The sequence below is a fragment of the Pseudonocardia sp. ICBG1293 genome, from assembly GCF_020131355.1.
GTDB lineage: Bacteria > Actinomycetota > Actinomycetes > Mycobacteriales > Pseudonocardiaceae > Pseudonocardia.
On record NZ_JAHLEL010000047.1, the window covers coordinates 299,790 to 318,604 of the forward strand.

Annotated in this window: 20 protein-coding genes and 1 pseudogene; 11 read left to right on the forward strand and 10 right to left on the reverse strand. The window is 73.8% G+C overall.

Annotation, left to right across the window (positions count from 1 at the left end; all coding sequences use genetic code 11):
- The first annotated feature begins 109 nt into the window (after positions 1–109).
- From KPF47_RS24725 to KPF47_RS24745, 5 genes are all read left to right on the forward strand, one after another.
- On the forward strand, positions 110–1,585 hold the full coding sequence (locus tag KPF47_RS24725; protein WP_224391183.1) for a carboxylesterase/lipase family protein: 1,476 nt from the start codon (positions 110–112) through the stop codon (positions 1,583–1,585).
- Positions 1,582–2,304 (forward strand): TetR/AcrR family transcriptional regulator, encoded by a 723-nt coding sequence (locus tag KPF47_RS24730; protein WP_224391184.1) that lies wholly within the window; start codon positions 1,582–1,584, stop codon positions 2,302–2,304. The genes KPF47_RS24725 and KPF47_RS24730 overlap by 4 nt, the downstream gene beginning before the upstream one ends.
- 196 nt (positions 2,305–2,500) lie before the next feature.
- Complete coding sequence (locus KPF47_RS24735; protein WP_224391185.1) at positions 2,501–4,018, forward strand: MFS transporter; 1,518 nt, start codon at positions 2,501–2,503, stop codon at positions 4,016–4,018.
- A 56-nt stretch (positions 4,019–4,074) separates the two neighbouring features.
- On the forward strand, positions 4,075–4,464 hold the full coding sequence (locus KPF47_RS24740; protein ID WP_224391186.1) for a helix-turn-helix domain-containing protein: 390 nt from the start codon (positions 4,075–4,077) through the stop codon (positions 4,462–4,464).
- Positions 4,465–4,739: 275 nt separating this feature from the next.
- Positions 4,740–6,110, forward strand: coding sequence for a YdiU family protein (locus KPF47_RS24745; protein ID WP_224391187.1), 1,371 nt, complete (start codon positions 4,740–4,742; stop codon positions 6,108–6,110).
- A gap of 45 nt (positions 6,111–6,155) precedes the next feature.
- Here the strand turns inward: KPF47_RS24745 and KPF47_RS24750 are convergent, their stop codons facing one another.
- Both KPF47_RS24750 and KPF47_RS24755 read right to left on the reverse strand, forming a co-directional pair.
- Positions 6,156–7,292, reverse strand: a complete 1,137-nt coding sequence (locus KPF47_RS24750; RefSeq protein ID WP_224391188.1) for an LLM class flavin-dependent oxidoreductase — start codon at positions 7,290–7,292, stop codon at positions 6,156–6,158.
- A 265-nt stretch (positions 7,293–7,557) separates the two neighbouring features.
- Positions 7,558–8,127: a TetR/AcrR family transcriptional regulator gene (locus KPF47_RS24755; RefSeq protein WP_224391189.1), complete on the reverse strand. Its 570-nt coding sequence runs from the start codon at positions 8,125–8,127 to the stop codon at positions 7,558–7,560.
- A 148-nt stretch (positions 8,128–8,275) separates the two neighbouring features.
- Here KPF47_RS24755 and KPF47_RS41095 point away from each other — a divergent pair.
- A pseudogene (locus KPF47_RS41095) lies at positions 8,276–8,782 on the forward strand (LLM class flavin-dependent oxidoreductase); the annotation flags it as partial.
- Between the two features lie 41 nt (positions 8,783–8,823).
- Positions 8,824–9,141, forward strand: a complete 318-nt coding sequence (locus tag KPF47_RS24765) for a hypothetical protein (RefSeq protein WP_224391190.1) — start codon at positions 8,824–8,826, stop codon at positions 9,139–9,141.
- A 335-nt stretch (positions 9,142–9,476) separates the two neighbouring features.
- Here KPF47_RS24765 and KPF47_RS24770 read toward each other — a convergent pair whose 3' ends face one another.
- Genes KPF47_RS24770 through KPF47_RS24780 form a run of 3 tightly spaced genes read right to left on the reverse strand, consistent with a single transcriptional unit; the run spans position 9,477 to position 12,808 of the window.
- Positions 9,477–10,460 carry a chlorophyllase gene (locus tag KPF47_RS24770; RefSeq protein ID WP_224391191.1) on the reverse strand — a complete coding sequence of 328 codons (984 nt, stop codon included), beginning with the start codon at positions 10,458–10,460 and terminating at the stop codon, positions 9,477–9,479.
- Positions 10,461–10,482: 22 nt separating this feature from the next.
- Complete coding sequence (locus tag KPF47_RS24775) at positions 10,483–11,274, reverse strand: DUF1345 domain-containing protein (protein ID WP_224391192.1); 792 nt, start codon at positions 11,272–11,274, stop codon at positions 10,483–10,485.
- Entirely contained in the window at positions 11,255–12,808 is a 1,554-nt protein-coding gene (locus tag KPF47_RS24780; RefSeq protein WP_224391193.1) for an alpha/beta hydrolase, read from the reverse strand. Before KPF47_RS24780 ends, KPF47_RS24775 begins: the two co-directional genes overlap by 20 nt.
- 216 nt (positions 12,809–13,024) lie before the next feature.
- Between KPF47_RS24780 and KPF47_RS40435 the strand changes: the two genes are divergently transcribed.
- The 3 genes from KPF47_RS40435 to KPF47_RS24795 are packed head-to-tail and all read left to right on the forward strand — an operon-like array spanning position 13,025 to position 14,198.
- Entirely contained in the window at positions 13,025–13,210 is a 186-nt protein-coding gene (locus KPF47_RS40435) for a MerR family transcriptional regulator (RefSeq protein ID WP_224391194.1), read from the forward strand.
- Positions 13,207–13,698 carry a hypothetical protein gene (locus KPF47_RS24790; RefSeq protein WP_224391195.1) on the forward strand — a complete coding sequence of 164 codons (492 nt, stop codon included), beginning with the start codon at positions 13,207–13,209 and terminating at the stop codon, positions 13,696–13,698. The genes KPF47_RS40435 and KPF47_RS24790 overlap by 4 nt, the downstream gene beginning before the upstream one ends.
- Before the next feature lie 47 nt (positions 13,699–13,745).
- Positions 13,746–14,198 carry an IS5 family transposase gene (locus tag KPF47_RS24795; protein ID WP_374108889.1) on the forward strand — a complete coding sequence of 151 codons (453 nt, stop codon included), beginning with the start codon at positions 13,746–13,748 and terminating at the stop codon, positions 14,196–14,198.
- A gap of 171 nt (positions 14,199–14,369) precedes the next feature.
- On the opposite strand, the gene KPF47_RS24805 is transcribed toward KPF47_RS24795, so the two are convergent.
- Together KPF47_RS24805 and KPF47_RS24810 are read right to left on the reverse strand one after the other, a co-directional pair.
- On the reverse strand, positions 14,370–15,212 hold the full coding sequence (locus tag KPF47_RS24805; RefSeq protein ID WP_224386276.1) for an IS5 family transposase: 843 nt from the start codon (positions 15,210–15,212) through the stop codon (positions 14,370–14,372).
- 140 nt (positions 15,213–15,352) lie between these two features.
- The gene (locus tag KPF47_RS24810) at positions 15,353–16,195 is read right to left on the reverse strand and encodes an IS5 family transposase (RefSeq protein WP_224386276.1); all 843 of its coding nucleotides are present in this window, start codon (positions 16,193–16,195) and stop codon (positions 15,353–15,355) included.
- A gap of 99 nt (positions 16,196–16,294) precedes the next feature.
- Here KPF47_RS24810 and KPF47_RS24815 point away from each other — a divergent pair, with 99 nt between their 5' ends.
- Complete coding sequence (locus tag KPF47_RS24815; RefSeq protein WP_374108864.1) at positions 16,295–16,609, forward strand: transposase; 315 nt, start codon at positions 16,295–16,297, stop codon at positions 16,607–16,609.
- Positions 16,610–16,660: 51 nt separating this feature from the next.
- On the opposite strand, the gene KPF47_RS24820 is transcribed toward KPF47_RS24815, so the two are convergent.
- The 3 genes from KPF47_RS24820 to fabI all read right to left on the reverse strand — a co-directional run bounded on the left by KPF47_RS24820 (position 16,661) and on the right by fabI (position 18,802).
- The gene (locus KPF47_RS24820) at positions 16,661–17,359 is read right to left on the reverse strand and encodes a response regulator transcription factor (RefSeq protein ID WP_224391196.1); all 699 of its coding nucleotides are present in this window, start codon (positions 17,357–17,359) and stop codon (positions 16,661–16,663) included.
- A gap of 100 nt (positions 17,360–17,459) precedes the next feature.
- Positions 17,460–17,963, reverse strand: coding sequence for a hypothetical protein (locus tag KPF47_RS24825; RefSeq protein WP_224391197.1), 504 nt, complete (start codon positions 17,961–17,963; stop codon positions 17,460–17,462).
- The gene (gene fabI, locus KPF47_RS24830) at positions 17,960–18,802 is read right to left on the reverse strand and encodes an enoyl-ACP reductase FabI (protein ID WP_224391198.1); all 843 of its coding nucleotides are present in this window, start codon (positions 18,800–18,802) and stop codon (positions 17,960–17,962) included. The genes KPF47_RS24825 and fabI overlap by 4 nt, the downstream gene beginning before the upstream one ends.
- Positions 18,803–18,815 lie beyond the last annotated feature (13 nt).

The following is an 18,815-nucleotide window of genomic DNA, read 5'->3' on the forward strand; positions in this document are numbered from 1 at the left end:
CGTCTGACCGGTGCCCGTTCCTCTGACAAGGGCGAGTTCGCCCGATTGTGCTGGCAGAAGCACTGGCACTCGGTGTCATCAAAAGGTGTCGACGTGTCACACTGGCGGCATGCTGGAGCAGGACGAGGCCGCACCCGTCGTCGAGCTGCCCCAGGGGGCCGTGCGAGGGGCCCGGCACCACGACGGCGTCGTCTACCGGGCGTTGCCCTACGCCGCCCCACCGACCGGTGCGCTGCGGTTCCGTCCGCCCGAGCCGCCGTCACCCTGGACCGGCGTGCGCGATGCGACCCGGCCCGGGCCGACCGCACCGCAGGCGGCCGGCCAGGGGGAGATCGGTGCGCTCCTGCCGAACCCGGTCGACCCCGGCGAGGACCACCTGCACCTCGACGTGTGGGCGCCGGAGCGGGCGAGCGCCGCGCCGGTGGTGGTGTTCGTCCACGGCGGGGCCTTCGTGACCGGCTCCACCGCCGTGGGCGGCTACACCGGCGCGAGCTTCTCGCGGGACGGGATCGTCTACGTCGGGATCAACTACCGGCTGGGCGCCGACGGCTTCCTGTGGTTCGGCGAGGGCACCCCGAACCTCGGGCTGCTGGACCAGGTCGCCGCGCTGCGCTGGGTCCGCGACCACATCGCGCTGTTCGGCGGCGACCCCGGCAACGTCACGGTGATGGGCGAGTCGGCCGGGGCGATGAGCATCGCCGCGCTGCTCGCCATGCCCGCCGCGCGCGGGCTGTTCGGCCGGGCGATCCTGCAGTCCGGGGCCGGGCACCACACACTCGGCCCGGACAGTGCGCGCCGGGTGGGCGTGCGGCTCGCCGCACTGCTCGGTGTGCCCGCCACCCGGGAGGCGGTCGCCGCGGTCGAGCCGGCCCGGGTCGTCGCCGCCCAGGGCAGGCTCGCCGCCGAGGTCCTGCGACGGCCGTTCCGCCGGGGCTGGGCCGAGGTCGTCGCCAACCTGATGCCGTTCGAACCGGTCGTCGACGGCGAGGTGCTGCCCCGGCGCCCGGTCGACGCCGCCCGGGCCGGGGCCACCGCCCCGGTCGACCTGCTGATCGGCCACAACCTGCAGGAGGCCCGGCTGTTCCTGACCGGCGTCGCCGAGAACGGCCTGTCCACCCGGCTGGCGACCCGGCTGATCGCCCGTCGTTACCGGCTCGGCGGCGGACTGCGCGCCTACCCGCGCACCGGCAGCGATCTCGACCGTCTCTGCGACGTGCTCACCGACGCCGTCTACCGGATCCCCGCGCTGCGCCTCGCCCAGGCGCACGGGCGCGCCCACCTCTACCGGTTCGGCTGGCACTCACCGGCCCTGGGCGGACGTCTGGGCGCGGCGCACGCGGTGGAGCTCCCGTTCGTCTTCGACGCCCTCGACCATCCCGACTGGCACGGCCTGCTCGGTGACGAACGGCCGCGCGAGCTCGCCCGGCAGATGCACGACGCCTGGGTCGGCTTCATCCGCACCGGTGATCCGGGCTGGCCCGGCTACGGGCCGGAGCACCGCCACGAGCGGGACTTCGCCGGGGCGGACCGGGTCGTCACCGACGCCGACCCGGCACGCCGCACCGCCTGGGACGGACGGCGATGACCGGCACCCCGCAGCCGGAACCGGTCGACACCACCACGCACATCGCGCGGACGGCGCTCGGCCTGTTCCTGGAGCACGGCTACGAGCAGGTGACCGTCGACGCGATCGCCGCCGCGGCCGGGGTGTCCCGGCGGACCGTGTTCCGGCACTTCGAGAGCAAGGACGAGATCCCGTTCGCCGACCACGCCGAGCGCCGGGAGCGGGCGCGGGTGTTCCTCGCCGCGCCGGGTCGGGGCGTCGATCCGGTCCGCGACGTCGTCGAGGCGACCGAGTACACCCTGGCCGGCTTCCTGTCCGATCCGGACCTGGTGCTCCGCCGCTACCGGCTCACCCGGGTGGTGCCCCGGCTGGCCGAGCGCGAGATCCTGGAACACGAGCGGTACCTGGTGCACAGCCGCCGGCACCTGCGGCTGCACCTGCCAAGCGGCAGCCGCACGTTCGAGCCGATGGCGATCGCCGCGCTCATCGACGGCATGCGCCGCTCGGCCCTGGGTGACTGGCTCCGCAGCGGGGGCACCACCGACGCGATGGCCGACCTGCGCTCCGGGACCCGCTGGGCCCAGCGGGCGCTGGCCGCGGCGACCGACGACGCCGTGAGCACCTCGTTGCTGGCGGTCGTGCCCAACACCCCGACCGCGCGACGGCTCCTGCAGGACCTGGTGACCCTCGACTCCCCGGACCGGCCGCAGCCGCCGGAGGGCGGCTCCGCCGTCGGCTGAGCTCCGTCGCGGGCCGGGCCCCGAGGTGTCCGCCGAATCACATCGGGTCCCGGTCCACGGGCATCTGCCTGGACGGTCACACCGGTGTTCCCGGGGCACACCGATGTGCCTTCTACCGTGCGTCCGCCACGGCGCCGACGATCGTTCGCAGCGGCTCCGCCGCGGTCCGACTCCGACGGTGCACCAGGACGATCCCTTGTCTCGTACGCGACGCCTCTCCCCCGCCCCTCCGGCCGCCGTACTGGCCCTGCTCAGCCTCGCCCAGTTCATGACCGCCATCGACTTCGACATCGTCTTCGTGGCGCTTCCCGAGATCGGTCGTCGGCTCGGGTTCTCCGAGCGGTCCCTGCAGACCGTGGTCAGCGCGTACACCGTCGTGTTCGGCGGTTGCCTGCTCCTCGGGGGCCGGGCCGCGGACCGGCTGGGTGCACGACGCGTCTTCCTGACCGGGACGGTGCTGTTCGGCGGATCGTCCCTGGTCGCCGGTCTGGCCACCGGGCCCGCCATGCTGGTCGCCGCGCGCGCCGCACAGGGGCTGGGGGCGGCCCTCCTGACCCCCTCCACGCTGAAGCTGATCACCACCCATTTCGCCGAGGGGGCACCGCGCAACCGGGCGATGTCGGTGTGGGGCGCTGCGGGCGCCTCCGGCGCAGCGGTCGGAGCGCTGGGCGGCGGTGTCCTCACCAGCGCCGTGGGGTGGGAGGCTGTGTTCCTGGTGAACGTGCCACTGATGGCGGTCGCGCTGGCGGCGGCGCCGGTCCTGCTGGCCGGGGACCCGGTCCCGAGCGGGACCCGCGGCTTCGACCTGCCCGGGGCGCTGCTCGTCACCGCGGGCGCCGCGTCGGTCGTGTCCGGTCTGGTCTCCGGCCCCGGAAGCGGCTGGACGAGCGCTCCCGGTGGGGGTGCGCTCCTGGTGGGGCTGGTACTGCTGGGAGCCTTCGTGCTGGTCGAGGCCCGCACCCGGGACCCGCTGGTCCCCCGGCGGATCATCACCGACCGGAACGTGCTGGCGGCGGTGGTCGTCGTGTTCGTGTTCATGGGCACGGTCGGCACGCTCTACTACCTGTTCACGACCTACCTGCAGGACGTGCTGGGCTACTCACCGCTCGCCGCCGGACTGGCGTTCCTGCCGTTGAGCCTGTGCAGTGTCGCCGCGTCGGTCGTGCTGGTCCCGTTCGTCCTCGGCCGGCTGGGCATCCGGGGCACCCTCGTCGTCGGCATGACCGGGGTCGCCCTGTCCATGGTCGCGATGGCCCTGGGCATGTCGGTCGGCGCGACCTACTGGGCGACCCTGCCCGCCGTGCTGGTGTGGGGCACGTTCGCCGGTCTGTCGTTCCCCCCGCTGTTCGTCGCCGTGTCCACCGGGGTGCCGGCCGCGCAGCAGGGCGTCGCCGCGGCGCTGGCGTCCACCTCGCAGTACATCGGTTCCGCGGTCGGCCTCGCCGCGCTGGTGGCGGTCGCCACCACCGGCCGCGGTCCGGCACCCGACCCCGCGACCGTCGTGTCCGGGCTGCGCGCGGCTGCCTGGAGCGCCGCCGCCGTCACCCTCGTGGGTGCCGGGCTCGCCGCGGTGATCCTCCGGGGCCCCGCCCGGACACCGGGGATGTCGGACGCGGCCCGGCGGTCACCCGGGGCCGGGCAGGCCCACGACGCCACCGGGAACGCCGGACCACCGCGCGGCGGCGGGTCCGCGGCCCGTCGCCCGCGGACATGACCGGGGATATCGTCGACCGCGACGCGTGTCGCCCGCCCTGGAGGTCCGTCCCGGTCATGTCTTCCCCAGCCGGCGCCGAGGACCCGTGGCGGGACACGGCGGCGTGCGCGTTGAGCGAGGTCGTCGAGCAGGTCAGCGGCAAGTGGAGCATCGGCGTCCTGCTCGCTGCGGCCCGAGGCCCTGTCCGGTTCACCGAGCTCGAGCGGAAGCTGGGCGGGATCAGCCGCCGGATGCTCACCCGCACCCTGCGGGGCCTGGAACGCGACGGGCTACTGGTCCGTACCGTGCACCCGACCGTTCCGGTGAAGGTCGAGTACACCCTCAGCCCGATCGCCGAGGAGCTGTGCGACGCGTTGCGGGCGCTCACCGGATGGGCCGGGCGTCACCACGCCGCGATCGAGGACGCGCGCCGGTCCTTCGACCGTGGGCAGGACCGGACCGCCTGACGGACGGCCGGCGGCGTGGCCGGTCCGACGGCGCGCCTGCCCGGGAGGGAACCGGCACCCGGCCTACGGCAGGACCCTGCCGGGTTCGTGGCGACCCGGTGTGCCGCGACTCACCTCGCCCGACGGACCCGACGGACCCGACGGAGAGATGCTGAGACGGTCGACGTGGGGGAGGTCCGATGCCCGCTCCGCAAGCCGCCCTGGTCGCGCGCCGCGAGCGCTACCGCCTGATCCGCGAACCGGGGCGCGTCCGCCCCGGTGCGGCGGGCTGAGCGGTGGGCACCCACGACGCGGTCCGTGCTCGCCCCGGCGAGCGGTCGCAGCTCGTGCACACCTACGCCCGGGACGTCCCGGCGCTGTCGGTCCGGTGGCCCGCGGTGCGGTTCCCGGATCCCCGGGTACTCGTGCGCAACGACGATCTCGGGGTCGGTCCGGTCGCGGTGTCGACGCTGGTGGGCGACGGCGTGGACACCCGCGCCCTGGTCTACGCCGGCCACCAGTGGGGCGTCTACAAGCCCCGGCTGGGCGACGGGAGGGCCCTGCTGGCCGGTGAGCTGCCCGACGGCCGGGACCTGCACCTCAAGGGGGTCGGCCCCACCCCGTTCTCCCGTGGGCTCGACGGCCGCGCCGCCGTCGGACCGATGCTGCGTGAGTACCTGTTCGGTGAGGCCATGCATGCTCTCGGCATCCCGACGACGCGCGCGCTCGCCGTCGTCGCGACCGGCGAGACGATCGAACGCGACCGGCCGCTCCCGGGCGCGGTGCTCGCCCGGGTCGCGGCGAGCCACCTGCGGGTCGGCACCTTCCAGTACGCCGCGGCCTCCGAGCCGGGCGCCCTGCGCGCTCTCGCCGACCACGCGATCGCCCGGCACGTGCCCTCGGCCGCCTCGGCCGAGCGCCCCTACCGGGAGCTGTTCCGCGCCGTGGTCGACGCGCAGGCAGCGCTCGTGGCCCGGTGGATGCTCGTCGGGTTCGTGCACGGCGTGATGAGCACCGACAACACGACGATCTCCGGGGAGACCATCGACTACGGTCCCTGTGCCTTCGTCGACGTCGCCGACCCGGCAGCCGTGTTCAGCTCGCTCGACACGACGGGGCGCTACGCCTACGGCGCGCAGCCGGGGATCCTGCACTGGAACCTCGCGCGCCTCGCCGAGAGCCTGCGCCCGCTCGACGTCGTCGAGGACCTGCTGGACGAGTTCACGCCCGCCTACGAGCGGTACCGGGCCGAGGGCATGGCGGCCAAGCTGGGACTGTCCACCCCGGACACTCGGCTGGGCGAGGACCTGATGGACCTGCTGTACGCCCAGCGCGTCGACCTCACGACCTTCTTCCGTGCCCTCGCGGCGGGCACCGCACGGGACCTGTTCCTCGACCGGGCGGCCTTCGACGCGTGGGCCGACCGCCGCGAGACCCTGCTCCCGGCCGACCGCGCCGGTGTCGCCGCAGCGATGGACCGGGTCAACCCGCTCTACATCCCGCGCAACCACGTCACCGACGCCGCGCTGCAGGCGGCCGAGCAGGGCGATCCCGCCCCGTTCCACCGCCTGCTCGCGGCCGTCCGCGACCCGTTCGTCGAACGCCCCGGACTGGCCGACCTCACCGTGCCCGGCACGGGCCCCCACGTCACCTACTGCGGGACCTGATCCAGCGGCCGATCGGGGCGCGCCGCACTCCCCCGTCGCCGCCCGTCAGGCGGTCCACGCCGTCGCGAGCAGCTCGTAGCTGCGGACCCGGTCGGCGTGGTCGGTGGTGATCGTGGTGACGACCAGCTCGTCCGCGCCGGTGACCCGGGCGAGGGTCTCCAGGCGCTCGGTCACCGTCGCGGGTGACCCGACGAACTGGGTGTCCACCCGGTCCCGCACCGCCGCCCGTTCCTCCTCGGTCCACGCGCGGGCCAGCGCCTCCTGCGGGGTGACGTAGGGCTGCGCGCCGCGCCCGCTGCGGATGTCGAGCACCCACTGCCCGTACGGCGCAGCGAGCTCGCGGGCGTGCTCGTCGTCGTCCGCGACGACGACGTCGGCGGAGACGAGCACGTGCGGCGCCGCGATCCGGCCGGGCCGGAACGCGGCGCGGTAGGCCGCCACCGCGTCGAGCGTCGCGTTCGGCGAGGTGTGGTAGTTCGCGGCGAACGGCAGCCCCAGCTCCCCCGCCACCTGCGCACTCGTCCCTGCGCTCGCGCCCAGGACCAGCACCTGCACGTCGGCGCCCGCAGCGGGGGTGACCGCGAACGGACGGCCGTCCGCGCGGGTCGCGGTCCCCGCGAAGTAGGACAGGATCTCCCGCACCTGGGCCCCGTAGTCCGGCGTGGGGTCGTCGGCGCTGAAGCCGAGGAGCTCACCGAAGGTCCCGAACAGCGACAGGTCGCCGACGAACCGGGCGGGCGGCGGGACCAGCAGCCCGTCCACGACCCTCGCGGGCGGGGCCGGCGGCGGCGCCGCACCGGGGGTCGCCCGGCCCTGCCGGATCAGCGTCAGCAACTTGTGCAGGTCGAACCGCCCCAGCCCGACGTCGATCCGCCCGGGGTGCACCGCGCCGACGGCCCCGAACTGCTCGGCGACCGAGAGCGGCGGGGTGTTCGGCAGCTGGACCGCCCCGGACCCGACCCGGATCCGCTCGGTGGCCGCGGCGATGAGGGCGACCAGCACCGGCGTCGAGGAGGACGCGACGCCGGGGTTCAGATGGTGCTCGGCCACCCAGTACCGGTGGTAGCCGGCCCGTTCGGCCACCCGGGCCAGGTCGATCGAGTGACGCAGCCCCTCACCGGCTCCCCCGTCGGCCGGCACCGGTGAGAGGTCGAGGACGGACAGCGGCGGGCGCGGGGACATGCGGACCTCCGGGAGGGCACCGGTGAGCGGGTCGGGACCGGGGACGTACCCGGCCCGGACAGCTCGCCCCGGCCACCCGGAGCAGGTCGATGTGCCTCCTGCGGGACCCCACGAAACCGATCCTCACCGCTCCCCCATCGCTCCCGGCGTGCGCACCCGTGCCGCGGACGGCGGGTCGCGGCGGCGTCATCGGGCCGGGTACCGGCCGGGGGTGGAAGGCCCGCAGGTCCGTGGGACGACTCTACGTACCGGGGTCCGGCCCCCGTCAATCCTCGACCCCGGTCGGCTGCGCCCGCACCCCCCGGAACGCCAGCCCGACGAGCCTGGTCGCCTCCGCCCGCGGGTCGGGTCGGTGCTCGACGGCCAGGACGATCCCGACCACGACGGTGATCAGGTCCGGCGCGGTCAGGTCGGCGGTCACGCCGCCCGCCCGGACCGCCCGGGCGAGGAGGGGGTCGAGGGCCTCGCCGAGCGAGGCCGCGCACGAGTTCCCGTGTACGAGGTCCGCACCCGACAGCGCGGGAGCGAGACCCCGCGCGACCACGCAGTAGGCGACCAGCTCGTCGGTCCACGCGAGCAGCGCGACGGTCGGGTCCGGCGCGTCGAGCGCCTCACGGGCATAGGCCGCGAGCGCCTCGACGCGCTCGTGCGACACCGCCTCGAGCAGGGCGCCGCGGGTCGGGAAGTGCCGGCGCACGGTGGCCGAGCCGACGCCGGCCACCCGGGCGATCTGCTCGAGCGAGGCCGCGGCACCGTGCGCGGCGACCTCGTCCCGGGCCACGGCGAGGATCCGGTCGTGGTTGCGCCGCGCGTCGGCGCGCCTGCCTCCGGTCACGACGTCCTCCCTTGCAGAAACGGCGGGGTCCGCCATATCGTAGCCGCAGCGAAACGGCGGCCTCCGCCGTTTCAATCCTGAGGAGGACACGATGACCGACGGCACGACCGTCGCGGCGGCGAGACGGTCCCTCGGACCGTGGGGCGCGATGCTCCCCAACATCCCGTTCACCGCACAGCCGACCCTGGACGCGCAGCGGGCCGCCGCGGCCCGGCTCGAGCGGGCCGGGTTCCCGTCGATCTGGGTGAACGAGGGTGTCGGCGGCAAGGACGCGTTCGTCCAGATCGCGATCCTCCTGGCCGCGACCGAGCGGCTGACCGTCGCCGGAGGCGTGCTGAACATGTGGGCGCGCCCGCCACAGACCGCGCACGGCGCCGCGTCGTACCTGGCCCAGGCGTTCCCGGGCCGGTTCGTGGCCGGGTTCGGGATCGGGTACCCGTTCCAGGCCGATGCCGTGGGCGCCGCGTTCCGCAGCCCGGCGGACACCGCGCGCCGCTACCTGGAGCGGCTGACGGTCGCCGAGCCGATCTGCCCGCCGCTGGACGTCTCCTACCCGACCGTCCTCGCCGCGAACGGCCCCCGGATGCTGGACGTCGCCGCCGAGGCCGCCGACGGTGCCCTGCCCGCGGTCCAGCCACCGGAGTTCACCGCACGGGCTCGGCACCGGCTCGGCTGCTCGCCGTCGGGCTGCCGGTCGTGCTCGGGGCCGACCGGGAGTCCGCACGGCCGCAGGCCCGGGCGTTCGTCGCCATGGCGGCCGGCGCAGAGGGCTCCCCGTACGGCGCGAACCTGCGCCGTCTCGGGTTCGACGAGCAGGACGTCCGGGACGGGGCCGACGCGGTGGTCGAGGCCGTGGTCGCGTTCGGCACCCCGGCCGACGTCGCCCAGCGGGTCCGCGCACACCAGGACGCGGGTGCCGACCACGTCCGGCTCGATCCGGTCGTGGACGACTTCGAGGCCGGTGTCGGCCGGCTCGAACAGCTGGGCCCGCTGCTCGCCGACCCGGAACACTGACCGCCCGGCTCAGGCACGGCCGTGCCGACCACCGCGCCGCCGCTGGCACACCGACCCGGCCACCGGTGCCGTCGGGTCCGTGCAACCGACCGGGCACGGCGCACGGTGCGCCCAGCCGCCCCCGACATCCGTGCCGCGCCACCGACCCGGCGCGGCGTCCGGATCGGCAACCCGCAGTACCCCACCGACTGTTCGCGACGCGAGGACCTCGGATGGCGCTGCGCGACGGAGGGCGACACCACCGCACACGGGCGGCACTCCACGGTCGGGTCACCGACACCGCCGCCCTCCCGGTCGAGTCCCGCTCCCGGTTCCGGTCACGACGGCGTCGTGCGTCACGACGCCGTCCGCGGTCTCGACTCGATGCGGGCGAGCGACGGCGTCAGGCTGCGCAGGGCGCGGGCGGCGGTGTCCCAGGCGGGATCGCCCGGGTACAGCGTGCTGCGCAGGTACGCCCAGGCCAGGGCCCGCACCGCGGCAACCCGCTCGGGGTCCTCGTCGGTGGTCTCGGCGACGTCGAAGCCCGACACCCCGCTCAGCATGTGCTCCCCGTCGGTCACGCTGAGCAGCGTCTTCGGACCCGGGCTGTGGGTGTAGGCGTCCGACCGGTAACCGAGGCGTTCGGAGAAGTGCGGGTCGAGATCGCGGGTACCGGCCACGACCAGCGCCGGGGCGTGCATCCTCGAGAAGTCCGCGTGGCGCAGGACCGGGTAGTGGGTCGCGGCCCAGTCCGCCAGGTCGTCGCCGATGCCGGGGGCGGCCATGACGACCCCGGCCCGGACCCGTGGATCCCGCAGGTCGACCTCGGCCCCGTCGACGGGGTCGCGGACGCGCATGCCCAGGAGGAGGCAGGTGGTGTGACCGCCCAGCGAGTGGCCGGCAGCGACGATCCGGGACCGGTCGATCCGACCCACCAGGCCCGGGACGTCGGCCTCCACGGTGGGGAGGTGGTCGAGGATGTCCGTGACGTCCCGGGTGCGGGACCGCCAGTACAGCGGCGCGTCCGGATCGTCGGCGTCGCGCAGACCGAGCATTCCCGCGTCCAGGTGGGTGGGCTGGACCACCACGAACCCGTGCGCCGCCCAGAAGTCGACCAGCGGGCGGTAGCCGTGGCGCGAGGACAGGAACGCCGACGCACCGTGGCCGTGCGAGAACACGATCACCGGCAGACCGGTGCCGGTGACCGGGGCGGACACGGTGAGCTCGAGCGGTCGCACGCGATGCGGGAGGTCGATCCTGACGGGACCGTAGGACAGGATCGCCGTCGGTGCCGCGACGGGAATCCGCCCGCTGTGCACGACCGGGTCGGGGTTGCTCATCAGAACCTCTCGGTACTGGGGGTCAGGGGGCGACGGCGACGAGCAGGGACACGAGCAGCGCGATGAGCACGGTGTTGAAGACGAACGCGACGACGGTGTGCACACCCGCGGTCCGGCGCATCGCGCGGCTGGTCACGGTCACCTCCGCGCCGTTGTAGGCGGTACCGATCTGCACCGAGAGGTACAGGTAGTCGGCCAGCTGCGGCGGGCCCTCGTCGAGGACGCCGCGGAACTCCAGCCCGCCGCGGTGGGCGTTCTCGCGGGCGTAGTGCACGGCGTAGACGATGGTGATCAGCAGCCACGTCGAGGCCACGACCAGGACCGCCAGCACCACGACGAGCGGGTCGTCACGCAGCTGCGGCAGGACGGAGGCGGCGACGACCGCACCGATCGCCGCCGCGCAGAACCACACGGCTGCGTGCGGTCCCGCGCTGCCGGCGAGCCACTCGGTGCGGCGTCGACGCCGGCGTCCCCGCGGGTCCTCCCGCAGCCACTCCCGCAGCTCGGCGCCGTCCGCGCGACGCAGGACCGCCCAGGTGAGGCCCGCGTAGAGCAGCGAGTGGACACACCAGGTGCCGAAGTAGACCACGACGACGAACCGGAGCGACCCGACACCGGCCGGTTCGACGGCGGCGACGACGCCGTAGCAGGCGGCCAGGACGGCGGTGACGATGCTGGTGAGGAGGTAGCGGGCGGTGTCGGAGCTCAGCCGCGGGCGGCGGCTGCCCGGGAGGTCGTCCCCGGACCGGGCACCGGCCCGCCCCGGTGACGGAACGCCGCCCCGGCGCGCGGGGTCAGAGGGTGCAACGGGCATCGGCCGGTGCCTCCGCATCGATCAGGTAGTCGGCCACCGCGTCGTCGATGCAGGGGTTGGCGGCCACGAGCACCGCGCCGTGCCGCTCGCCCTGCACGGTCAGCAGGGCGGCCCGCAACGTCCCGGCGAGGGCGATCCCGCCCTCGTGCGGCGCCGCGGGATCGCCGGTGACCGACACGACGAGCGTGCGCGGCAGTCCCGGGATGTCGGTGGCGTAGGGGGCGCCCAGGGTCGGTGCGGACGGCCACGCCTCGCAGACGTCGCGGGCCGGGGTCCCGCGACCGTCGTCCATGAACGGAGCGGCCGCCAGCATCCGCCCGCGCATCGCGGTCTCCTGCTCCGGGCTCTGGCGTTCGCGGTCGTTGCAGTGGGTGGCGAAGGCCCCCTCCAGGAAGGTGGAGTAGCTGCCGTCGGCCTGGATGTCGTGGGCGGCGTCGCGGGCGGCGAGCAGTGGGCCGCCGCGGCCCTCCGACAGCGCCGTCAGCCCATCGGTGATCGTCGGCCACGCCTCCTGCTGGTAGAGGCTGAAGAGCACCGCCTCGACCGCACCCCGGTAGGTCAGCCGCCGCTCCGGTCCGACCGAGACCGGGTCGTCGACCAACGGCCGGACCAGCTCGTGGAACCGGGTCGTCGCCCGAGCCGGGTCGTCCCCGAGCGGACATCCCCGGCGGGTGGCGCAGTCGGCGGCCATGGCGTCGAACGAGCGCTGGAACCCGGCGAACTGCTGGACCATCCGCTCCTGGATGCGCAGGTTCGGGTCGATGCCGCCGTCGAGCACCATGGTGCGCACCCGCTCGGGGAACATCTCGCCGTAGACGGCACCGAGCCGGGTGCCGTAGCTGGCGCCCAGGAAGTTCAGCCGGTCGTCGCCGAGCGCTGCGCGCAGCACGTCCATGTCCCGGGCGGTGTCCCGGCTGCCCAGATGACCGATGACCTCGGCCCCGCCGGAGCCGTCGGCGCAGCGGCGCGCCACCCGGGCGGTCTCGGCCTCGCTCCAGGTCTCCCCGCCGAAGAAGAAGCTCGCGACGAGCCGGTCCTGACGGCGCTCGTCGTCGGTGAAGCAGTCCACCGTGGGGGTGGACGCCCCGGTGCCCCGCATGTCGAACCCGACCAGATCGAACCGCTCACCGATCCGCGCGTACCCGGGCAACGTCGTGAGCAGCGCGGCGTGCGCCATCCCCGGCGATGCCGGTCCGCCCGGGTTGACCACGAGCGAGCCGATCGGTTCCCCGCGGGCGGGGACGCGCAGCACCCCGAGCTCGGCCGTGCGGCCTCCGGGATCCTCGTAGTCCAGCGGGACCCGCAGGCGCGCGCACTCGAGCCCGTCGTGGGGGAACAGGGCCCGGTCCTTGTCGGTGATCGCGTAGTCCGCGCACGGGCCGAACGCGAGCTCCTGACCGTAGAAGGGGCTCAGCTCCGGGGGCGTGCCCCGGGCCCGGTCCGCACCCGTCGCCGGTGCGGCGACACAGCCCGCGGCGAGACCCACCAGGGCGGCGAGTGCGAGCAACGAGCGGAGACGCGGGAGGCGGGACACGACGGGAGTACTCCATCCGGCTGAGCTACGGTGACGGAGTCAGGAGACACCTGGCCGTTGCGTCCACCTCAAGACACACGTGTCCGCACCGTGGTCGCCGCATCCGACGGCGTGCCTCCCCACGACGGCATCGCGCCGGACGGGGGCACCCCCCGGTGGCCGGTGGGAACCGTCCGGCACCGTCCGGAGACGCATCCCGAGGAGGGACAGGTCGTCGTGTGGAGTCCCAGCCGGCTGGCCGAGCTCGCGGGCACCAGCCGTCGCGCGGTCCGGCACTACCACGAACTCGGTCTGCTGCCGGAGCCCGAACGCCGGTCGAACGGCTACCAGTACTACGGGGTGGACCATCTCGTCCGGCTGATCCGGATCCGGAGACTGACCGGCTGCCCACCGAGGTGGTGAGTGCCCTGATCGCCGAGGTCACGCGTGACGTCGAGCGACTGCAGCAGACCCGCTCGGAGCTGGTGGCGATGCTCGACCAGGCCGCCCCGACCGATGTGCCGCTGTCGATCGCCCGTCGGGTCGAGGGGCTGCCGCCGGTGGAGCGGGCCCTCGTCGTGGTCCTCAGCCGCGTGCTCGCCCCGGAGCCGCTGCAGGCCTACCTGGACCTCCTCCCGCCCTACCGGGCCGGCCCCGCCGTCCAGGCCTTCGACGCCCTGCCCCCCGACGCGGACGGGGCCCGGCGCGAGAGCGTCGCGGCAGGGGTGGCCGACCATCTCGGGGTGCTGGCCGGAGGGCGCGCCGCGCAGATCCGGCTCAGCGACGACGCGCTGCCGCGATCCGGTCACGCGCGGCGGACCGTCGACGAGGCCGTCGGCAACCTGTACAACGCCGCGCAGCTCGACGTCCTCGGCAGGGCGCAGCGGCGCCTCGGCCGGTTCCGGTCCTAGGGCGCGTCTCCTAACCCGGCTGGTCGGGCCTGCGCGATGATCAGTAGGTGTCGCGCCGTGCCGTCCTGACCGATGCCCAGTGGGACCGACTCGAGCCGTTACTGCCCTCGTCGGACGGGATGCCAGGGCGCCCGTTCGCCGATCACCGCAGAGTGATCGAGGGGATCATCTACCGGTTCCGCTGCGGGCGGGCCTGGCGTGATGTCCCGGTCGAGTTCGGGCCGTGGCAGACCCTATGGAAACGCCACCGCCGCTACTGCGGTGACGGCACCTGGGACCACGTTCTCGCAGCTCTGCTCGCCGATGCCGACTCCGCCGGTCTCGTGGACTGGGCCGTGTCGGTCGACTCGACGATCATCCGCGCTCACCAACACGCCGCGACCCTGCAGCGAGACACAGGGGGCCGGATCGAACTACAAGAATCTGCTGATCGAGCCGCCCGATCACGCCTTGGGCCGCTCCCGCGGAGGGCTCGGCACGAAGATCCACCAGCTCGTTGACGGACACGGCCGCCCGCTGGTCGTACTGGTCGGCCCTGGCCAGGCCGGTGACGCCCCGATGTTCGCGCACCTGATGTCACATCTGAGCGTCGGACGGGTCGGTCCGGGCCGACCGCGGACCCGACCCGAGCGGGTCCGCGCAGATAAGAGGTCGCGCGGATTGGTTGGTGATCATGGACGTCGTGCAGGTCGGGCGTTCCAGCGGTGTGTGGTCCAGGCCTGCCGAATCAAGCTACGGAGTGTGACGATCGTGTCGGCGAGGTCGAAGAACGCGTCGACGACGATTTCTCGTCGTTCGTAGCAGCGCTGCAGCCGGTTGAAGCTGTTGTGCCAAGCGTTGGTCCGCTCGACGTGCCAGCGGCGGGTGGCCTGGATCGGCGCTTTCTCACCCTTGTGCGCGATCTCGCCGTGCAGGCCTCGTTCGGCCAGCGTGTCGCGGGTCTTGCCGGAGTCATAGCCGGCGTCGAGGTGCACGGTGATGTCGTCGGGCAGCGGGCCGAGAGCATCGAGGCGGTCGAGGGTGGGGCCCAGTAGCGGGGAGTCGTGCCGGTTGGCTCCGGCCAGGACTCGGCCCAGCGGGATGCCGTATCCCTCGACGAGCACCGAACGTTTCATACCCTGTTTGCGCCGGTCCACCGGCGACGGACCGGCGACCTCGCCGCCGCCGGGGGCCTTGGTGATGGCGCCATCGACGGCGATGTCGTGCAGCAGCAGACCGACGATGCGGTCGTAGGCGTCCAGGACGATCCGACGCAGCTGGGCGAAGACCCCGAGCCTGATCCACTCGTCACGACGATCGCGGATGGTGGTCGCCGAGCAGGTGCTGTCAGCGATGCCCTCATACGAGCAGCCGAACCGCAGTACCTGCAGGAGCTTGTCGAACACGATCCGATCCGCGATCCGGCGGCGATGGCAGCCCAGCGGATGGGTGGGATCGAACTCGTCTCGATGAGGCAGCAGCGCGGTGAACTGGTCCCACAACGGCTCGGTCAGCCATGATGGCAGGGTGGGCACGCGGCCTCCAGACGATCACGAAGCGTAGATAACTTCATGATCGGCAGGCCCGTACCCGCCCTCGCCCCCAGACACTCGACCGCGGCCAAGCTGTGACCAATCCGCGCGACCTCTAAGAGGTCGCGCGGATTGGTTGGTGATCATGGACGTCGTGCAGGTCGGGCGTTCCAGCGGTGTGTGGTCCAGGCCTGCCGAATCAAGCTACGGAGTGTGACGATCGTGTCGGCGAGGTCGAAGAACGCGTCGACGACGATTTCTCGTCGTTCGTAGCAGCGCTGCAGCCGGTTGAAGCTGTTGTGCCAAGCGTTGGTCCGCTCGACGTGCCAGCGGCGGGTGGCCTGGATCGGCGCTTTCTCACCCTTGTGCGCGATCTCGCCGTGCAGGCCTCGTTCGGCCAGCGTGTCGCGGGTCTTGCCGGAGTCATAGCCGGCGTCGAGGTGCACGGTGATGTCGTCGGGCAGCGGGCCGAGAGCATCGAGGCGGTCGAGGGTGGGGCCCAGTAGCGGGGAGTCGTGCCGGTTGGCTCCGGCCAGGACTCGGCCCAGCGGGATGCCGTATCCCTCGACGAGCACCGAACGTTTCATACCCTGTTTGCGCCGGTCCACCGGCGACGGACCGGCGACCTCGCCGCCGCCGGGGGCCTTGGTGATGGCGCCATCGACGGCGATGTCGTGCAGCAGCAGACCGACGATGCGGTCGTAGGCGTCCAGGACGATCCGACGCAGCTGGGCGAAGACCCCGAGCCTGATCCACTCGTCACGACGATCGCGGATGGTGGTCGCCGAGCAGGTGCTGTCAGCGATGCCCTCATACGAGCAGCCGAACCGCAGTACCTGCAGGAGCTTGTCGAACACGATCCGATCCGCGATCCGGCGGCGATGGCAGCCCAGCGGATGGGTGGGATCGAACTCGTCTCGATGAGGCAGCAGCGCGGTGAACTGGTCCCACAACGGCTCGGTCAGCCATGATGGCAGGGTGGGCACGCGGCCTCCAGACGATCACGAAGCGTAGATAACTTCATGATCGGCAGGCCCGTACCCGCCCTCGCCCCCAGACACTCGACCGCGGCCAAGCTGTGACCAATCCGCGCGACCTCTAAGGCCTACTCCTCACGCGCCATCCGCGCCCACCTGCGCGGACGACGGATCGTCGCGGTCATCCCGGAGCCGGCTGACCAGCAGGGACACCGGAAACGACGCGGCACACGCGGCGGCCGACCACCGGCGTTCGACCGGGTCGACTACCGCGGCCGCAACGTCGTCGAACGCGGGTTCTGCGAGGTCAAGCAGTGGCGCGGCCTCGCGACCCGCTACGACAAACTCGCCCTGACCTACCGCGGCGGAGTTGCACTGAAGGCCATCGTCACCTGGTTGCGCACTTTAGGAGACACGCCCTAGTCCCGGGGCCTGTCCGTGCGGCCCCGCCCCGCGTGCGGCCCCGCCCCCCGGTCACTCCTGCGGGACGGGCACCGGCTCCGCGCGGTCCGCGGCCTCGGACACGGCCGGGCAGGTGGGGGCGATCTGCCGGGCGATGACCGCCGCCTGGAGCCGCGAGCGGACACCGATCTTGGCCATGACCCGGGAGACGTGGCTCTTCACCGTGGTCTCGGTGATGTACAGGTCGCACGCGATGTCGGCGTTGGAGAGCCCGCGTCCGAGGCAGGCCAGGACCTCGCACTCGCGACCGGTCAGGTCCGCGACCCCGGCGGGTGCGCCGACCATCGCCGAGGAGTCGGAGAACGTGCGCAGGAGCTCCCGGGTCACCTCCGGGGACAGCACGCCGTCCCCGCGGGCCACCGAGTGCACGGCCTCGACCAGCCGGTCGGCGGGCGTCGTCTTGAGCAGGAACCCTGCGGCCCCGGCGCGCAGCGCCGCCATGACGTACTCGTCGATTCCGAACGTGGTCAGCATGAGCACCTCGCACAGTCCCTCGCCGACGATCATGCGGGTGGCGGTGAGCCCGTCGGTGCCCGGCATCCGGACGTCCATCAGCGCCACGTCGACGTCCAGCCGGCGGGCCATCTCCACCGCCATCGCCCCGTCGGCGGCCTCCCCGACGACCTCGATCCCCGCGGCCGGGTCCAGGATCATCCGGATGCCGACGCGGACCGCGGACATGTCGTCGACCACCAGTACTCGAACCGTCACGAGTCCTCCTCGTCCTGTGGGTGGCGCCGCCCTCCCGCGCCGCCGACCGGCCACGCGGCGGTACGGGGCGCGGCCGTCGACGGAGCGGGGTGGTGCCCGCTCACCGGGGCACGCCCGGATACAGGATCTGCTGCTCGGCCCGGCACCCGAGCCTGCCGGACCGGCCGTGCAGGCGCAGCCCCAGTGTGATCTGGAACCAGTCGCGGGGCCGGTGCCGTGCGGCGAGCAGGTCGACCGTCAGCCGGACCTGTTCCCCCACGGCCACCAGGTCGGGGAACCGCACGCCGGTGACCGCGTGGTTGACGGCCATGCCGGGACCCGCGACGTCGAAGACCGTCTCGGAGAGCGGTACGACCAGCGCCAGCAGCAGGAAACCCGGTACGAGGCCGGTCTCCCGATGGTCCTCGTCGCCGCTGGCCGCGCGGTAGACGGCGACCCGCTCGGCGGTCACGGTCAGCCCGGCGCTGGTGCCGAGCCGCTGCCCGACCCCGGCCACGAGTGCCGCCGGGGTGAGCACCGCCGGCGCCGGGGCCGTCGGGTCGTCGCCGACACCGGCCGGGCCCACGGTGGTGGCCGGGCCCGCCGGCGCGGCACCGCCGGTCATGGCGCTGCGGCGACGTCGGCGCCCGCCGCCGGCACCGGGTCGGCGGCGGGCGCGGAGGGTGCGCGGTCGGCGACCGCGTGCGCGACGCCGTCGACGTGCAGGATCTCTCCGGTCGTCGCCCCCAGCCACGGCGACAGCAGGACCACGGCGGCCCGGGCGACGGGGGTCGCGGAGTTGCGGTCCCAGCCCAGCGGGGCCCGCCGGGCCCACTCGTCCACCCCGTCCTCGCCGCCGACCTCCCGCGCGGCGAGGGTGGCGAGCGGGCCCGCGGCGACCAGGTTCACCCGGACCCCGTCGGGGCCGAGGTAGCAGGCCAGATAGCGGGCGCACGACTCGAGGGCGGCCTTCGCGACGCCCATCCAGTCGTAGCCGTACCAGGCCTGCGCGGCGTCGAAGTCCATCCCGACCACCGACGCGTCCGCGGAGAGCAGCGGCCGCAGCGCCGTCACCAGTGACTGCAGGGAGTAGGCCGACACGTGGACCGCGGTCGCGGCCTCCTCCCAGGTGGTCTGCAGGAAGCGGCCGCCCAGCGCCCCGGGCGGCGCGTACGCCACGGAGTGCACGACCCCGTCCAGCCGATCGGTGTGCTCCGCGACGCGCGCGGCCAGGCTGTCGAGCTGGGCCCGGTCGGTCACGTCGAGCTCCAGCACCGGCGGCGGGTCGGGCAGCCTGCGGGCGATCCGGGTCACCAGCGACATCCGGCCGTACCCGGCGAGCAGTACCCGCGCCCCCTGTTCCTGGGCGACGCGTGCGGTGTGGAATGCGATGGAAGCCTCGGTGATGACCCCGGTGACCAGGATCGTCCGCCCGGCCAGCAGGCCCGGCCCGTTCGCCGTCACGCTGATCGTCCTC

Excerpts from the sequence above, each read along its gene's own strand:
- KPF47_RS24775 (WP_224391192.1), bottom strand. The coding sequence starts at position 11,274 with ATGCCCGTTGCACCCTCTGACCCCGCGCGCCGGGGCGGCGTTCCGTCA.
- KPF47_RS24730 (WP_224391184.1), top strand. The coding sequence starts at position 1,582 with ATGACCGGCACCCCGCAGCCGGAACCGGTCGACACCACCACGCACATC.
- KPF47_RS24740 (WP_224391186.1), top strand. The coding sequence starts at position 4,075 with ATGTCTTCCCCAGCCGGCGCCGAGGACCCGTGGCGGGACACGGCGGCG.
- KPF47_RS24750 (WP_224391188.1), bottom strand. The coding sequence starts at position 7,292 with ATGTCCCCGCGCCCGCCGCTGTCCGTCCTCGACCTCTCACCGGTGCCG.
- KPF47_RS24770 (WP_224391191.1), bottom strand. The coding sequence starts at position 10,460 with ATGAGCAACCCCGACCCGGTCGTGCACAGCGGGCGGATTCCCGTCGCG.
- KPF47_RS24825 (WP_224391197.1), bottom strand. The coding sequence starts at position 17,963 with ATGACCGGCGGTGCCGCGCCGGCGGGCCCGGCCACCACCGTGGGCCCG.
- KPF47_RS24725 (WP_224391183.1), top strand. The coding sequence starts at position 110 with ATGCTGGAGCAGGACGAGGCCGCACCCGTCGTCGAGCTGCCCCAGGGG.